Origin of the sequence: [Acidovorax] ebreus TPSY, from assembly GCF_000022305.1 — a bacterium.
Classification (GTDB): domain Bacteria; phylum Pseudomonadota; class Gammaproteobacteria; order Burkholderiales; family Burkholderiaceae_C; genus Diaphorobacter; species Diaphorobacter nitroreducens.
This window is the reverse complement of record NC_011992.1, coordinates 2,945,401-2,961,201: the sequence shown is the minus strand read 5'-3', so window position 1 is coordinate 2,961,201 and position 15,801 is coordinate 2,945,401. Positions and strand designations below refer to the sequence as shown.

14 protein-coding genes and 1 tRNA gene are annotated in these 15,801 nt (G+C 67.5%); 9 read left to right on the top strand and 6 right to left on the bottom strand.

The features are described 5' to 3' along the window. Positions 1-35 precede the first annotated feature (35 nt). Positions 36-2,117 carry a bifunctional 2',3'-cyclic-nucleotide 2'-phosphodiesterase/3'-nucleotidase gene (locus DTPSY_RS13925; RefSeq protein WP_015914099.1) on the top strand — a complete coding sequence of 694 codons (2,082 nt, stop codon included), beginning with the start codon at positions 36-38 and terminating at the stop codon, positions 2,115-2,117. Between the two features lie 134 nt (positions 2,118-2,251). Here DTPSY_RS13925 and DTPSY_RS13920 read toward each other — a convergent pair whose 3' ends face one another. From DTPSY_RS13920 to radC, 3 genes are read right to left on the bottom strand one after another with little or no spacing between them, the layout of a single operon-like run. Beyond that, the gene (locus DTPSY_RS13920) at positions 2,252-2,920 is read right to left on the bottom strand and encodes a Smr/MutS family protein (RefSeq protein ID WP_041838884.1); all 669 of its coding nucleotides are present in this window, start codon (positions 2,918-2,920) and stop codon (positions 2,252-2,254) included. Beyond that, positions 2,917-4,131, bottom strand: coding sequence for an esterase-like activity of phytase family protein (locus DTPSY_RS13915; RefSeq protein ID WP_015914097.1), 1,215 nt, complete (start codon positions 4,129-4,131; stop codon positions 2,917-2,919). The genes DTPSY_RS13920 and DTPSY_RS13915 overlap by 4 nt, the downstream gene beginning before the upstream one ends. After that, complete coding sequence (gene radC / locus DTPSY_RS13910; protein ID WP_015914096.1) at positions 4,128-4,844, bottom strand: RadC family protein; 717 nt, start codon at positions 4,842-4,844, stop codon at positions 4,128-4,130. Before radC ends, DTPSY_RS13915 begins: the two co-directional genes overlap by 4 nt. A gap of 82 nt (positions 4,845-4,926) precedes the next feature. On the opposite strand from radC, the gene DTPSY_RS13905 reads away from it, so the two are divergent. The 3 genes from DTPSY_RS13905 (at position 4,927) to DTPSY_RS13895 (ending at position 7,984) form a co-directional block, all read left to right on the top strand. Beyond that, the gene (locus tag DTPSY_RS13905; RefSeq protein WP_015914095.1) at positions 4,927-5,403 is read left to right on the top strand and encodes an FKBP-type peptidyl-prolyl cis-trans isomerase; all 477 of its coding nucleotides are present in this window, start codon (positions 4,927-4,929) and stop codon (positions 5,401-5,403) included. A gap of 13 nt (positions 5,404-5,416) precedes the next feature. Next, positions 5,417-6,412 (top strand): 4-hydroxy-3-methylbut-2-enyl diphosphate reductase, encoded by a 996-nt coding sequence (gene ispH / locus DTPSY_RS13900; protein WP_015914094.1) that lies wholly within the window; start codon positions 5,417-5,419, stop codon positions 6,410-6,412. A gap of 249 nt (positions 6,413-6,661) precedes the next feature. Then, positions 6,662-7,984 (top strand): hemolysin family protein, encoded by a 1,323-nt coding sequence (locus DTPSY_RS13895; protein ID WP_015914093.1) that lies wholly within the window; start codon positions 6,662-6,664, stop codon positions 7,982-7,984. Positions 7,985-7,987: 3 nt separating this feature from the next. Here DTPSY_RS13895 and DTPSY_RS13890 read toward each other — a convergent pair whose 3' ends face one another. Beyond that, entirely contained in the window at positions 7,988-8,668 is a 681-nt protein-coding gene (locus DTPSY_RS13890; RefSeq protein ID WP_015914092.1) for a CBS domain-containing protein, read from the bottom strand. A gap of 131 nt (positions 8,669-8,799) precedes the next feature. Here DTPSY_RS13890 and serS point away from each other — a divergent pair, with 131 nt between their 5' ends. Beyond that, on the top strand, positions 8,800-10,128 hold the full coding sequence (gene serS, locus DTPSY_RS13885) for a serine--tRNA ligase (RefSeq protein WP_015914091.1): 1,329 nt from the start codon (positions 8,800-8,802) through the stop codon (positions 10,126-10,128). Positions 10,129-10,162: 34 nt separating this feature from the next. Then, positions 10,163-10,252 (top strand) — tRNA-Ser (locus DTPSY_RS13880). Between the two features lie 159 nt (positions 10,253-10,411). Here DTPSY_RS13880 and DTPSY_RS13875 read toward each other — a convergent pair. Both DTPSY_RS13875 and DTPSY_RS13870 read right to left on the bottom strand, forming a co-directional pair. Next, positions 10,412-11,716, bottom strand: coding sequence for a tryptophan--tRNA ligase (locus tag DTPSY_RS13875; protein WP_015914090.1), 1,305 nt, complete (start codon positions 11,714-11,716; stop codon positions 10,412-10,414). Between the two features lie 24 nt (positions 11,717-11,740). Beyond that, the gene (locus DTPSY_RS13870; RefSeq protein WP_015914089.1) at positions 11,741-12,427 is read right to left on the bottom strand and encodes a site-2 protease family protein; all 687 of its coding nucleotides are present in this window, start codon (positions 12,425-12,427) and stop codon (positions 11,741-11,743) included. A 272-nt stretch (positions 12,428-12,699) separates the two neighbouring features. Here DTPSY_RS13870 and DTPSY_RS13865 point away from each other — a divergent pair, with 272 nt between their 5' ends. The 3 genes from DTPSY_RS13865 to DTPSY_RS13855 are packed head-to-tail and all read left to right on the top strand — an operon-like array spanning position 12,700 to position 15,799. Beyond that, positions 12,700-13,572, top strand: a complete 873-nt coding sequence (locus DTPSY_RS13865) for a c-type cytochrome (protein WP_015914087.1) — start codon at positions 12,700-12,702, stop codon at positions 13,570-13,572. A gap of 30 nt (positions 13,573-13,602) precedes the next feature. Next, positions 13,603-14,976 (top strand): cbb3-type cytochrome c oxidase subunit I, encoded by a 1,374-nt coding sequence (locus tag DTPSY_RS13860; RefSeq protein WP_015914086.1) that lies wholly within the window; start codon positions 13,603-13,605, stop codon positions 14,974-14,976. Between the two features lie 19 nt (positions 14,977-14,995). After that, positions 14,996-15,799: a CbbQ/NirQ/NorQ/GpvN family protein gene (locus DTPSY_RS13855; protein WP_015914085.1), complete on the top strand. Its 804-nt coding sequence runs from the start codon at positions 14,996-14,998 to the stop codon at positions 15,797-15,799. The last annotated feature ends 2 nt before the right edge of the window (positions 15,800-15,801 follow it).

The window sequence follows — 15,801 nt, the reverse complement described above, 5'->3', positions numbered from 1 at the left end:
AGACTCTGGCGTTTTATCCACCACCAGGGTCTTCCATGCAGGACACTTTCTTGCGCGGCCAGCCATTTGCCGCGCGCCTTGCCTTTGTTTTCCCCCGTCGCCATGCGCTGGGCGCGCTGGCCTGTGCCGCGCTGCTGGCCGCCTGCGGCGGCAACGACGACGATGGCGACAGCTCCGCCGCCACGCCCGCCACGGCCACGCTGGCCGTGCTGGAAACCACCGATCTGCACTTCAACGTGCGCAGCTTCGACTACTTCAAGCTGGCTGAGGACAAGACCTACGGCTTCGAGCGCACGGCCACGCTGGTGCGCGCCGCGCGCAAGGAGTTCGCCAACACCCTGCTGGTGGACAACGGCGACACCATCCAGGGCACGGCTCTGGCCGACTACGAGGCCACGGTCAGCCCCATCCCGTGCACGCAGCAGCTGTCCATGTACAAGGCCATGGGCGCTTTAGGCTTTGACGCGGGCACGCTGGGCAACCATGAGTTCAACTACGGCCTGCCGTTCCTGAACCAGGTGCTGGGCGGCGGCCTGGAGGTGGACGGCGTGGACGACACCAAGAAATGTGCGGGCAACGGCTATCCCGCCGTGCTGGCCAACGTGTACAGCAGCAAGACCAAGAAGCCCCTGGTGCAGCCCTACACGGTGCTGGAGCGCACGCTGGTGGCCAAGTCCAGCGACGGCAAGGACGTCCAGCTGCCCATCAAGATCGGTGTGATCGGTTTCACCACGCCGGGCATCATGAACTGGGACAAGCGCTTCCTGGAGGGCAAGGTCTACACCGAAGGCGCCGTGGAGGCCGCGCAGAAGTACGTGCCCGAGCTGCGTGCCAAGGGTGCCCAGCTGGTCGTCGCGCTGCTGCACGGCGGCCTGGACGCCAGCAGCTATTCGCCCACCATGGAGAACCCGGGCCTGCACCTGTCCAAGGTGCCGGGCATCGACGCCATGGTCATGGGCCACCAGCACAGCGTGTTCCCGGACCTGTCGGCCAAGCCCGCCTTCACGCAGGCTGGCGTGGACAACAAGGCCGGCACCATCAATGGCGTGCCTGCCGTGATGGCCAGCTCCTGGGGCAAGTCGCTGGGCGTGATCCAGCTTGCGCTGAAGTGGGACGGCAAGGCCTGGAGCGTGGACAAGGCCGCCAGCAAGAGCGAGCTGCGCAACATCCAGACCAAGGACGCCGCAGGCGCCAACGTATTCGTGGCCGCCGACCCCGCCGTGGCACCGCTGATCGAGAGCCAGCACCAGGCCGCCATCAACTACGTGAAGACGCCGATCGGCAACACCGACTTCCGCATGAGCACGCTGTTTGCCGACGTGGGCGACCCCGGCGCGATCCAGATCGTGAACCAGGCGCAGCAGGCCTACGTGGCGGCCTACATCCAGGCCAACCTGCCGCAGTACGCGCAGCTGCCCGTGCTGTCGGTGAGCGCGCCGTTCAAGTCGGGCTTCCAGGGCGGCAAGGACTTCACCGACGTCGCGGCCGGCCCGCTGGCCATCTACAACGCGGCCGACCTGTACCTGTACCCCAACACCGTGTACGCGGTGAAGGTGAACGGCGCCGACATCAAGGACTGGCTGGAGGCCGCCGCCAAGCGCTTCAACCAGATCGACCCCGCCAAGGCCGGCGAGCAGGCGCTCATCAGCACCTTCCCCGGCTACAACTTCGACATGTTCACCACCGCGGACGTGCAGTACGAGATCGACGTGACGCAGCCCGTGGGCAGCCGCATCAAGGGCCTGACCTACAAGGGCCAGCCCATCGATCCGGCGCAGGAGTTCGTGATCGCCACCAACAACTACCGCGCCACCAGCGGCAAGAGCTTCATCCCGAAGCTGGACGGCTCGGCCACCATCTGGGCCTCGCCGGATGCCAACCGTGACGTGGTCATCGAGTACGTGCGCAAGAACCCGCAGGTCACGCGCGTGGCCAACGGAGCGGCCAAGAGCTGGCGCTTCACCCAGGTGACGACCGCGGGCGACGTGGTGTTCAGCTCCGGCGCGGACGCGCTGCCCGTGGCCCAGGCCGCGGGGCTGGCCGGCGTGTCGCTGCTCGCGGCCGATGACGGCTCGGGCAAGGGCATGGCCAAGTACAAGATCGACCTGTCCAAGTAAGCGCTGCGCGTCCCCCCGCACGGGGGCTGGCCCACGGTGGTGCACGCCCCCGTGGGCCATTTGCTTCTAAAACAATAGCTGCTGGCGCTTTATGGATAAGCGCTGGAGGCTGTTTTGGCTTGTGGTGCTGGTCGTCAGCCGCCCGGCCTGCGCCGCCCGGGCTGCAGCAGCACCACCAGCGCGCCCGCGCCGCCGTCCAGCGGCCGCGCCTGCACGAAGGCCAGCACCTCTTTCTTTTGCACCAGCCAGCGTTGCACCCGGCCCTTGAGCACCGGTGTGCGGCCCGGCGACCCCAACCCCTTGCCATGCACCACGCGCACGCAGCGCAGGCCCGTGCGGTGCGCCAGGCGGATGAACTCGCCCAGCGCCTCGCGCGCCTCGTCGGTGCGCAGGCCGTGCAGGTCCAACTGGCGCTGGATGCTCCAATGCCCTCCGCGCAGCTTGCGCGTCACGTCCAGCCCGATGCCGGGGCGGCGAAAGCTGAGCTGGTCGTCCACGTCCAGCAGCGTGGTCACGTCGAACTCGTCGCTCAGCGACTCGCGCAGCACGCGCTCTTCGTCCAGCGCGCGCTGCACGGGCAGCGGCTCGGGCGGCTCGGGCGTGGACCAGCGCCGCTCGTGTCCCCGCTTGAGCGGCTGCACGGGGCCCACCGCGTCGGCGAACAGGTGGCGCTCGGCGCGGGCGCGCCGCTCGGCCTCGCGGCGCAGGCGCTCGCGCTCGGCCCGCTGCTGCGCGGCCTCCTGCAACGCACGGCGCAGGGGCTTGAGGTCGGCGAAGGAACGGGCGGTGAGGGCAGCGTTCATGGGCTGGGGGCGGTTGTACCGCATCGTCCATGTCCGCCCTGGGGGTCCAGGTATTCGGCGGCAATGAACTGCGTGACCTGCGCGGGGTTGAAGTTGTCGTCGCTCACGAAGACCAGCACGCAGCTGCCCGCCGTGCTGCCGCCTGCGCCACCGCCGGGCAGGGACGGGCCCCAGGTCATGCCCTCCAGGTTGTCCACATCCAGGCCCAGGGCGGCGAAGTCGGCCACCAGGGTCTTGGGGGGGCTGTGGTGGTTGGCGGGGGTGAGCGCATCCAGCGCCAGCGTGTCGCTGCCCGCGCGCGTGTCGATGCGGTACAGCCGCGCGGCAAAGCCGGCGCCGGCGCTGTAGGCGCGCTCCAGCACCAGCAGGTGGTGCGCACCGTCGGCCAGGATCTCGCTCACCCCGTTCATCTGCGGCCCCCAGGGCAGGCGGCGGGCCTGCGGCACGGCGTCGGGCGGGTAGGCGATCTGGCGCAGCGCTTGGCCGCTGACCAGGTCGATGGCCGTGATGCGCACCGGTGCGCCGCCCGACGCGGGCGTGGCCGGGGGGCCGTCCTGGCGCCAGGGCAGTTCCATGGACAGCCATGCGGTGCGGCCATCGGGCGCCAGGGCGAGGCCCTCCAGCGTGCCGTTGCTGCGCGGTCCGCTGCCGGCCTGGGGCGTGAAGCGGGCGGGCAGGGCGACATCGCGCACGGCCGCGCCGTCGGCGCGGCTTACGCGCAGTTGCGGGCCGAAGCCGCGGCTGAAGTCGCCCTCGCTGGTCCACACGAACTGCGCGCCGCCAGGCAGCCAGCGCACGGCTTCCGCGTCGGGCACGTCCATGCCGGGGTGCGCCCTCAGCCACGGCGCGTAGGGCCGGCCGCCGGCATGCAGCAGCGTATGCACGCCGGTGAATTCGGGCGGGGCGAGGGCGGTGGCGTCGTAGCGCAGCCGGGCGGTGTAGATGCGCGCCGGGTCATGGCTGGAGCGGTCGTCGCTGATGAGCAGGTAGGTGTCTTGCGCGGCGTTGTAGTCGATGCCGGAGAGGCCGCCCACCGTGGTGCCGCCATAGCGGGTGAGCGGCGGCACGGTGGCAGTGCCGATGAGCCGCAGCAGCGGGGCCTGGGCCGGCGGCTGCGGGGGCGGCAGGCGCGTGGCCAGCGGGGCGCAGCCCGCCATGGCCAGCAGCAGCGCCTGGGCCAGTACGCGCCGCGCGCGCCCCGGTGCGCTCACACCAGCCCTTGCTCGGCCATGGACAGGGCCGCGCCTGGCGCCACGATCACATGGTCGAGCACGCGCACGTCCACCAGCGCCAGCGCGGCCTTCAAGGTCTGGGTCAGCGCCTCGTCGGCGCGGCTGGGCTGCACGCTGCCGCTGGGGTGGTTGTGCGCCAGCACCACGGCGGCGGCATGGTGGTGCAGGGCGCGCAGCACCACTTCACGAGGGTAGACCGAGGTCTGCGTGAGCGTGCCCCGGAACAGCTCTTCCATGGCGATCAGGCGGTTGCCGCTGTCCAGGAACAGCACGGCGAACACCTCGTGCGTGCGCCCCGCCAGGTGCAGCTGCAGGTAGTGCTGGACGGCCTGCGGCGAGTCGAACACCTCGCGCTCGCGCAGCTGCTGGGCCATGGCGCGGCGGGCGAGTTCCAGCACGGCCATCAGCTCGGCGCGCTTGGCGGGGCCCAGGCCCTTGATGCGCTGCAGGTCCTGGCTGCTGGCGTGCAGCAGCCCGGCAATGCCGCCAAAGCCGCCGCCGGCGCTGCGGCCCGTGGCGGGGTCGCGCACGGGATCATCCAGCAGCTCCTGGGCCAGCTGCAGCACGCCCTTGCCCGCCAGGCCCGTGCGCAGCAGGATGGCCAGCAGTTCGGCGTCGGACAGTGCAGCGGGGCCGCGTGCGAGCAGCTTTTCGCGGGGCTGGGCATCCAGCGGCAGGTCTTTGAGGGGCATGGCGCGGTGGGCGCCGCCCCGGCATACGGCCGTGGGGGCTTGCCCGGTTTTCTACAATGCCGGCAGTTTATCGAGAGCTTTCATGACCGCAGACGCCTTCGCATCCTCGTCCTCCGTGCCCACTGTGCAACAGGGCTCGTTCCTCACGCTGCACTACCGCCTGGCCGGCCCGGCGGGTGACGTGATCAATACCTTCGAGGACAAGCCCGCCACGCTGTCGGTCGGCACGGGCGAGCTCTCGCCCGCGCTGGAGCAGCGCCTGATCGACCTGCCCGAGGGTGCGCGCGCCACGTTCGAGCTGGCCGCGGGCGAGGCTTTCGGCGAGCGCAACCCCGACATGCAGCAATGGGTGGCCAAGAAGCTGCTGAACGAGCTGGGCGACCCCCACGAGGAATACACCGTGGGCGACGTGGTGCAGTTCCCCACGCCCGACGGCACGGGCCAGTACGCCGGCGTGGTGCTGGAGGTGCGCGAAGACGGCGCCGTGCGCTTTGACTTCAACCACCCGCTGGCGGGCGTGCCCGTCACCTTCGAAGTGCTGCTCATCGGCGTGCTCTGAACGGGACGCCGCCATGCAAAAACCCCAGGAAATCGTTCTGGCCGAGCCGCGCGGATTTTGCGCGGGGGTGGACCGGGCCATCGAGATCGTCGAGCGCGCCATCGCCAAGTTCGGCGCGCCCATCTACGTGCGCCACGAGATCGTGCACAACACCTACGTGGTGAACGACCTGAAGGCCAAGGGCGCGATCTTCATCGAGGACCTGGACGAGGTGCCGCCCGGCGCCACGCTGATCTTCTCGGCCCACGGCGTGAGCCGCGCTGTTCAGGACGAGGCGCGCGCGCGGGGTTTCACCATCTTCGACGCCACCTGTCCGCTGGTGACCAAGGTGCATGTCGAGGTGGCCAAGCTGGCCAAGGAAGGCTACGAGTTCATCATGATCGGCCACAAGGGGCACCCCGAGGTCGAGGGCACCATGGGCCAGTTGGACCATGGCATCCACTTGGTGGAAGACGTGGCCGACGTGGCCCGTGTGCAGCCCGCGCAGACCGAGAAGCTGGCCGTGGTCACGCAGACCACGCTCAGCGTGGACGACGCGGCCGAGATCACCGCCGCCGTGCGCGCCCGCTTTCCTTCCATCCGCGAGCCCAAGCAGCAGGACATCTGCTACGCCACGCAGAACCGCCAGGACGCGGTGAAGCTGCTCAGCCCGCAGGTGGATCTGGTGATCGTGGTGGGCAGCCCCACCAGCTCCAACAGCAACCGCCTGCGTGAGCTGGCAGCGCGCCTGGGCACGCCGGCCTACATGATCGACAGCGTGGACGAGCTGCGCCACGAGTGGTTTGACGGCATCTCCCGCGTGGGCCTCACGGCCGGTGCGTCGGCACCCGAGGTGCTGGTGCAGGCCGTGATCACGCGCATCAAGGAACTGGGCGCGGTGGCCGTGCGCAAGCTGGACGGCATCGAGGAAACCGTGAAATTCCCGCTGCCCAAGGGCCTGAAGCTGGACACCGTGACGGGCCTGGAGATCACCGAGCGCACGCCCGAAACCGGCCCGGGCGGACACTGAACGCACTTTCTCGCCCGCTAAAGCCGGGCGTCGCGGGGCTGCACGAACCCTGTCTGCGACAGCTTTGCTTCATTATTGATAGCTGCTCGCGCTTGATGGATAAGCGCTAATGGCATATTTGGTATCTGTATTGCAATGCCTGCGCGTGGGTGGGGCATGTGGCGCCGGATGGCCAATCCCCCGCAGAATGTGGGCCTCTTTACAATTTCCGCTTCTTCACACCGTGGGGGCACGCTGGGCCCCCTGCATATGGAAATAGCAATACTGTTCGCCCTCATCCTGCTCAATGGCGTGTTCGCCATGTCCGAGCTGGCTCTGGTCTCCGCGCGCAAGACGCGCCTGCAGAAGCTGATCGATGAGGGCGATAGCGGGGCGATCGCAGCGGCCAAGCTGGGTGAGAACCCCACGCGCTTTCTCTCCACCATCCAGATCGGCATCACCTCGATCGGCGTGCTCAACGGCATCGTGGGCGAGTCGGCCCTGGCCAAGCCGCTGGGCGAGTGGCTGCTGAGCCTGGGGGTGGAGCCGCAACTGGCCGGCTACCTGGCCACGGGCCTGGTGGTGGTGCTGATCACCTACTTCTCGATCGTCGTCGGCGAGCTGGTACCCAAGCGGCTGGGCCAGAGCTACCCCGAGACGCTGGCGCGCGTCGTGGCGCGCCCCATCAACTGGCTGGCGCTCGCCACCAAACCCTTTGTGCGCCTGCTGTCGATCTCCACCGAGGGGCTGCTGCGCGCCCTGGGGGTGAAGGAGTATTCCGCCAGTGCCGTGACCGAGGACGAGATCCACGCCGTGCTGGCCGAGGGCACGAGTGCCGGCGTGATCGAGTCGCACGAGCACCAGATGGTGCGCAACGTGTTCCGCCTGGACGACCGGCAGATCGGCTCGCTGATGGTGCCGCGCGCGGACGTGGTGTTCCTCGATGTGGAGGAGCCTTTCGAGGAGAACCTGCGGCGCATCGAGGAGTCCGACCATGCGCGCTTTCCGGTGGTGCGCGGCGGCATGGAGAACATCCTGGGCGTGCTCAACGCGCGCCAGTGGCTGTCGCGCACGGTGCGCGATGCCCAGGCGCGCGACCTGACGACCCAGCCGCTGCAGACGGCGCTGTACGTTCCCGAGACCATCAATGCCATGGAACTGCTGGACAACTTCCGGCAGTCCGACGTACAGATGGCCTTCGTTATCGACGAATACGGCGAGGTGCAGGGCATCGTGACCGTGCAGGACATCATCGAGGCCATCACGGGCGAGTTTCAGCCGCGCGACCCCGAAACCTCGTGGGCCATGGAGCGCGAGGACGGCAGTTGGCTGCTGGACGGCCACATCCCGGTGCCCGAGCTCAAGGACCGGCTGCAGTTGGCCACCGTGCCCGAAGAAGACCGCGGCCGTTACCACACGCTCAGCGGCATGGTCATGCTGCTCACCGGCAAGCTGCCCAAGGTCACCGACACGGTGCAATGGGAGCGCTGGCGCTTCGAGGTGGTGGACATGGACGGCAAGACCATCGACAAGGTGCTGGCCTCGCGCCTGCCCGATGAGGAGGCCAGCGCCGATCCCGCGAGCGGCGACTGAGGCTCAACTCCACAGGTCCAGCGGCGGGTCCGCCGCCACCGCGCGCAGGATGTCGGTGCGTGAGATGAAACCCGCGAGCAACCCACGCTCATCCGTCACCGGCAGGCCGGGCAGGCCGGTGTCCAGCAGCACGCCCGCCACGCGGCGCAGTTCCGTGTCGGCCGCCACCGTGGGCACGGGACTCACCATCACTTCGGAGACCGGCCGGCGCGCGAGCTCAATGGCCTGCTTGACCGCGCCGGGCTCGGGCAGCAGGTCCAGGGGCGCCATGTCGGCGCGCAGCAGCAGGCCCACCACTTGGCCTTGATCATTCACCACGGGGGCCTGTGCGATTTCGTGCTCGGCCAGCGTCTGCCACGCATCGTTCACGCGCTGATCGGGGGCCACCGTGAGCGCGCCCCTGGTCATCACGTCGCCCACGCGCGACAGCGGCTGACGCGGCTGGGCGGGGCCCTGCTCGGTCTGTACATAGGCCGATACGGCCTCCAGCAGGCGCAGGGGCTTGGGCGTCGCCGTCTGCGCCGTGGCGGGAGGGGCTGCGGTCGCAACAGGTGCCGCGTCGCTGTCCAGGGCACGTGTGCGCAGGGCCTGGGGGCGGTGCACGCGCCGCACCGGCGCCACCTGCGCCAGCTTGTCCGGTCCACCCCGGTAGATTTGCCCCGAAGGGCCGAACACGAAAAACATGGCTTTGCCTCCTGACCCCTGGCCAATGCACCCGCATTGGTGGTGCATTGCCATGTTATCGGCGCGAACGCCGCGGCTTTCGCCCCAGTACGCTCTTAGCATGCCGGGCTGCGCCACTAAAATCGCCGCCTATGCTAGACATCCTCCTCCTTCGCAAAGACCTCGCATCGGCCGTCGCACGGCTGGAAACCCGCAAGAAGCCCCAGGCCTTCCTGAATGTGGAGGCGTTCCAGGCCCTGGAGTCCGAGCGCAAGACCATCCAGATGCGCACCGAGGAGTTGCAGTCGCAGCGCAACCAGCTGTCCAAGCAGATCGGCATGCTCATGGGCAAGGGTGAGAAGGACGCCGCCGAGGCTGCGAAAGCCCAGGTGGCCGCGATCAAGGCGGAACTGGACGGTTCTGCCACCCGGCTGGATCAGATCCAGGGCGAACTGCAGTCGATGCTGGCCGCCGTCCCGAATCTGCCGCACGAGAGTGTGCCCGTGGGCTCGGACGAGAGCGCCAATGTGGAGGTGCGCCGCTGGAGCCCCGATGGCCCACAGCCGCGCAGCCTGGGCTTCACCCCCAAGGACCATGTGGACCTGGGCGAGCCGCTGGGGCTGGACTTCGACATGGGCGTGAAGCTCTCGGGATCGCGCTTCACGGTGATGAAGGGGGGCATCGCGCGCTTGCACCGGGCCCTTGCGCAGTTCATGCTGGACGTGCAGACCCAGGAGCACGGCTACACCGAGTGCTACGTGCCCTACGTCGTCAATGCGGACTCGCTCAAGGGCACGGGCCAATTGCCCAAGTTCGAGGGCGACCTCTTCGCGGCCCAGAAGGGCGGTCAGGATGCCGAGCCCGTACCCGACAACGCGCAGCTGTACCTCATCCCCACGAGCGAGGTGCCTCTGACCAACTTCGTGCGTGACGAAGTCTTGGCCGAGGCGCAGCTGCCGCTCAAGCTCACGGCCCATACGCCCTGCTTTCGGTCGGAAGCCGGCAGCTACGGCCGGGACACGCGCGGCATGATCCGCCAGCACCAGTTCGACAAGGTCGAGATGGTGCAGATCGTGCATCCCGACAAGAGCTACGAGGCGCTGGAGGAAATGACCCGCCATGCTGAGGCTGTACTGCAGAAGCTGGGCCTGCCCTACCGCGTGATGAGCCTGTGTACGGGCGACATGGGCTTTGGCGCCGCCAAGACCTACGACCTGGAAGTGTGGCTGCCCGCCCAGAACACCTACCGTGAGATCAGTTCGGTGAGCAACTGCGAAGCCTTCCAGGCCCGCCGCCTGCAGGCGCGCTTCAAGAACGCGCAGGGCAAGAACGAGCTGGTGCACACCCTCAACGGGTCTGGCCTGGCCGTGGGCCGCACGCTGGTGGCGGTGCTGGAGAACTACCAGAACGAGGACGGCAGCGTGACCATTCCCGAGGTGCTGCGCCCCTACATGGGCGGCCAAGCCACGCTGCCGGTCTGAAATTTCCTGCTAGAATCGCGGGCTTCGACACACAGGAGAGGTGGCAGAGTGGTCGAATGTACCTGACTCGAAATCAGGCGTAGTGGCAACACTACCGTGGGTTCGAATCCCACCCTCTCCGCCAAACTAAAAAGCCTTGCAAGCCAGTCGCTTGCAAGGCTTTTTTCTTGGTGCGTCCCTTATGGGGCCAGATCTTGTGACCAAATTTCGAGCGATTTTGCCCCCGGGGCCTTGCTGAGCTAGCGCCGGCAGCTATGTAAATAATAGCAACGGGCGCCGGGATTCATTCCTGCGCAGCTGCCAGAGCCAGCAGCGCTGCCTCCACCTCTGATGCTGGCACGCCGTCCACTGGCGTCAACAGGGGGGCCAGGGCCTGCAGTGCGCCGGCTTCCTTTTGCAGCCGAGCGATGGACTGGCCGGCGTCGCGCGGGGCGTCGAAACCCGTGCTTTGCAGCAGCAAGCGGCCGTCGGCAGCCACCAGCTTGAAGTAAAACTTGCCGTCGGCCTCGCGGTATTGCTTGAACGCGGGCAGGGCGGCTTTGCTGGTCTTCTGTGTGGCCGGTGCGGGGTGTGCGACGGCGCTCAGGCTGCGCAGGCCTACGGCGGCGCGCAGGCGCTGCAGGAAGGGGGCGGCGATGGCGCGGGCGCGCTTGGCGCCGATTTGCAGGGCGGCCTCCACCTTCTCGGGATGGGCCATCAGATCGTCATAGCGCGCGCGCATGGGCGCGATTTCGCGGTCGATCCGCTCGAACAGCATCTGCTTGGCGTCGCCCCAGGCGATGCCGTCCGCATAGGCGCGCCGCATGGCGGCGGTCTCTTCGGGTGTGGCGAAGGCCTGGTAGATCTGGAACAGAGCCGAGCCCTCCACCTGCTTGGGCTCGCCAGGGGCGCGCGAGTCGGTGACGATGGAGCCGATGAGCTTCCTCAACTGCTCGCGCGTCGAGAACAGCGGAATGGTGTTGTCGTAGCTCTTGCTCATCTTGCGCCCGTCCAGGCCCAGCAGCAACGCCACGTTGTCCTCGACGGCCGCCTCGGGCAGCGTGAAGTGTTCGCCGTAGAGGTGGTTGAAGCTGGCCGCCATGTCGCGGGCCATCTCGATGTGCTGGATCTGGTCGCGGCCCACGGGCACCTTGTGGGCGTTGAACATCAGGATGTCGGCCGCCATCAGCACGGGGTACATGAACAGCCCTGCGCTCACGCCGTCGTCCAAGTCGCGGCCGGCTTCCTGGTTCTTGTCCTGTGCGGCCTTGTAGGCGTGGGCGCGGTTGAGCAACCCCTTGCCGGTCACGCAGGTCAGCAACCAGTGCAGCTCAGGAATTTCAGGGATGTCGGACTGACGGTAGAAGGTGACCTGCTGCGGGTCCAGTCCGGCGGCGAGCCAGCTGGCGGCGATCTCCAGCGTGGAGCGGTGCACGCGCTCGGGCTCCTGGCACTTGATGAGGGCGTGGTAGTCGGCCAGGAAGTAGAAGCTCTCTACGCCTGCGTTGCGGCTGGCGGCCACGGAGGGGCGGATGGAGCCCACGAAGTTGCCCAGGTGCGGCGTGCCCGAGGGGGTGATGCCGGTGAGGAAGCGGATGGTCTTTGGCATGAGGGGAATCAGAGAAGGAGCCGGTCAGCGCAGCAGCGCGACCAGTGGCGACAGCATGAGGTTGATGGCGCTGTAGCCCAACGCCATCAGGGGGCGCAGCCACAGCGCGCCCACGACGCCCGCCACCACCAGTGCGAGCACGATGAAGAAGCCGTAGGGTTCGATGCGCGAGAGAAAATGGGCTTGTTTCCACGGCAGCAGGCCGACGAGGATGCGCCCCCCGTCCAGGGGTGGCAGCGGAAACAGGTTGAACGCCCACATCACGAGGTTGACGGCAATGCCGGCACGCGCCATCTCCAGGAAGAAGCGCTCCTGTGTGCCGGTGGCGACCAGCGCGACCAGCAGCAGCGCCCAGCCGATGGCCTGGATGAAGTTGGATGCGGGACCCGCCAGCGCCACCCAGATCATGTCGCGCTTGGGGTGGCGCAATTGGCTGAAGTTCACCGGCACGGGCTTGGCATAGCCAAACAGAAACGCCCCCGAGGTGGCGAAATACAGCAGCAGCGGCATGAGCACGGTGCCCACCGGGTCGATGTGCTTGAGGGGGTTGAGCGTGATACGGCCCATCATCAACGCGGTGTTGTCGCCAAAGTGCCGGGCGGCATAGCCGTGCGCGGCTTCGTGCACGGTGATGGCAAACAGCACCGGCAGGGCGTAGATGAGGACGGTCTGGATAAGGTCGGTCATGGGCACCCGCCGATTGTCGCCCATGCGCGCCGCGGGTTCCTGTCTTACAGCGCACGGGCAGTTGTCCGACAGCCGCATGCTGGACAGGCGGTCACCATGCACGGCAGTGGCGCGCGCTCCCACGGCGCGCCGGCCCAAACAACAAGCTAGAGGAGGCCACCCCATGCATGCCTGGTATCTGCCTGTGAAGGTGTTCGCGCTCGTCGTGGTGCTGCTGATGGTCGTGGCCATGGTCTACGCCGGCACCATGGCCGTTATGTACTGGTCTGGCATCGGCGTGTGAAAGGGAGGGCCCCATGAACAAGCGCCAGACGCGTCTTTTCGCCATCGTCGCCACGGGCATCTCGGCGGCGGTGTTCCTCCTCCTCACTTTTGACAGCCACCGCAAGTTCGATGCGCTGACCAATGCCGAGTCCATTACTCCGGCGGTTGTGCACGGCAAGGATGTCTGGCACAAGAACAACTGCATCAACTGCCACACCATCTTTGGCGAAGGCGCCTACTACGCGCCCGATCTGACCAAGATCACCAAGCTGCGCGGCGAGGCTTATCTGAAGGCTTACCTGAAGGATCCTTCCAAGTTCTACGACGAGCAGCGCCACCGTCGCCTGATGCCCAAGCAAGACCTGAGCGACGAGGACATTGCCGGACTCATCGCCTTCTTCGACTGGGTCAGCAACGTGGACAACCAGGGATGGCCGCCGCGGCCCATCCTCGTGACGGGCTCCACACTGCCAGGGGCTGACCGCAGCGCCGCGCAGCAGGCGGACGACGCAAAGATCGAACGGGGCGGCATCGCTGCGCCCCCCGGTGCGCGCCCGCTGTCGGGCAACGAAGACCCGATTGCCCTGGGCGAGCGGGTATTCCGCACGGCCACGCCCGCCTGCACCGCCTGCCACTCCACCGCGCCTGGCGTGAATATGGCCGGGCCGTCCCTCGCAGGTGTGAAGGGCCGCACCGAGGCACTGCTGGGCTCGGCCGACTACAAGGGTCAGGCCAAGGATGTGGCGGCCTACTTGCATGAGTCGATCGTTTCGCCCAGTGCGCACCTGGTGCCCGGGCCCATGTACTCGGCTGATGGGACCTCTTTCATGCCCACGACCTACGCCAAGGACCTCACGGCCGAGCAGATCGACCAGCTCGTGGCCTACCTGATGTCCATGAAGTAAGCACGCCCACAGCCATCGTCGGAGTCCGCCATGAGATACAAGTCCCAATCCGTCGCCTACTGGTACTTCGCCGTGGCCGTGGCCCTGTTCGGGCTGCAGCTGGTGTTCGGCCTGCTGTCGGCCACCAAGTACCTGGGGCCGGATCCGTTGCTGTACATCCTGCCGTTCGACGTGACCAAGATGATCCATACCAACATCCTGATCGTCTGGGTGTTGTGCGGCTTCATGGGGGCCACGTACTGGATGGTGCCCGACGAGTCGCGCACCGAACTGCACAGCACACGGCTGGCCTACATCCAGCTCGTGCTGTGGACGGTGATGGGCGTGGCCACGGTAGTGGGCTACCTGTTTCGCTGGGGCACGGGCAACAAGCTGCTGGAGCAGCCGCTGCCCTCCAAGATCGTGATCGTGATCGTGATGCTCATGTTCCTCTACAACGTCGGCATGACGATCCGCAAGTCCGGCCGTTTCACGACACCGGAGGGTGTGCTGCTGGGCGGCCTGGGCCTGGCGGCGGTGCTGTACCTGCCGGCGTTGCTGGAGTTTCACAACTACACCGTGGCCATCTTCTACCGGTGGTGGACCATCCACCTGTGGGTGGAGGGCGTGTGGGAGATGATCCAGGGCGGCTTCCTCGCGTACCTGCTGATCCGCCTGTCGGGCGCAGACCGCGAGGTGATGGAAAAGTGGCTCTATGTCATCGTAGGGCTGGTGTTCATTGCCGGCATCCTGGGTACGGCGCACCACTATTACTGGGTGGGCGTGCCGCAGTACTGGCTGCCCATCGGGGGTTTCTTCAGCGCACTGGAGCCCGTGGCCCTGGTGGGCATGGCCATGTATGCCTACTTCGCCATGCGCCGCTCGGGCATGGCCCACCCCAACAAGCTGGCGCTGCACTGGACGGTGGGCAGCGCCGTGTTCACGCTGTTCGGTGCCGGCCTGCTGGGCCTGGCCCACACCTTCCCCAGCGTGAACAAGTGGACGCACGGCACCCTCATTACCGCCATGCACGGGCACGCGGCGTTCTACGGAGCCTACGCGATGATCGTGATGGCCATGATCAGCTATGCGCAGCCGGCCCTCACACGCAGGCCTGAGGAAGGCACATCCATGGGCTACCTGTCGTTCTGGATGCAGCTGGCGGGCATGTTTGGCATGACGCTGTCGTTCGCCACCGCGGGCATTGGGCAGGTGTACCTGGAGCGCATCATGGGCATGGGCTACCTGGATGCGCAGCTCAAGATCCAGGTGCACTTTGTCATGCTGGTCATCACCGCGTCCATCTTCGCGATTGGCGTTGCGTTGTTCATCATCGATTTCTTCCGCCACCCGCTGCGGCTGGAGGTCAGCGCCAGCGATCCGGTGGACCGTCCCCTCGATACGCACCGTGCTGCAGCGATTTGATCTACAGGGCGGGGCGGGGATGGCCCGCCCGGCAACGTCCCCTGCGCCGGAGCCTCCCTATTACCTGCCCAGCGGCGACGAGATCGAGGTCTTCGCGCAGTGCCACGCGCAGGGCCTGGCCGTCATGCTCAAGGGGCCCACAGGCTGCGGTAAGACGCGTTTCGTAGAGCACATGGCCTGGCGCCTGAAGCGCCCGCTCATCACCATCGCCTGCCATGACGACCTGAGTGCCAGCGACCTGATCGGCCGCTTCCTGATCCAGGGCAGCGGCACCGCGTGGCACGACGGACCGCTGACCCGCGCCGTGCGCGAGGGCGCGCTGTGCTACCTGGACGAAGTGGTGGAGGCACGGCAGGACACGGTGGTGGTGTTGCACCCGCTCACCGACCACCGTCGCATCCTGCCCATCGACAAGACAGGCGAGGTGGTCGAGGCCGCGCCAGGCTTCGGGCTCATCGTGTCGTACAACCCCGGCTACCAGCGCATGCTCAAGGACCTGAAGCCCAGCACGCGCCAGCGCTTCGTGGCATTGGATTTCGGCTTTCCCGCGCCCGAGACAGAGGCGCGCATCGTCGCGCAGGAAAGCGGCATTGCCGAGCCTGAGGCGCGCGCGCTGGTACAGCTGGCCACGCGGCTGCGCGCACTGCAGGACCGTGGCCTGGCCGAGGTGCCCAGTACGCGGCTGCTGGTGGCGGCCGCGCAGCTGGCGGTGCGCGGCGTGGACTTGCGCCGCGCCTGCCTGCACGCCATCGTGGCGCCGCTGTCGGACGAGGCATCGCTGGTTGGCGCCATGCGCGACCTTGTCGACGCCACCTTCGTCTGACC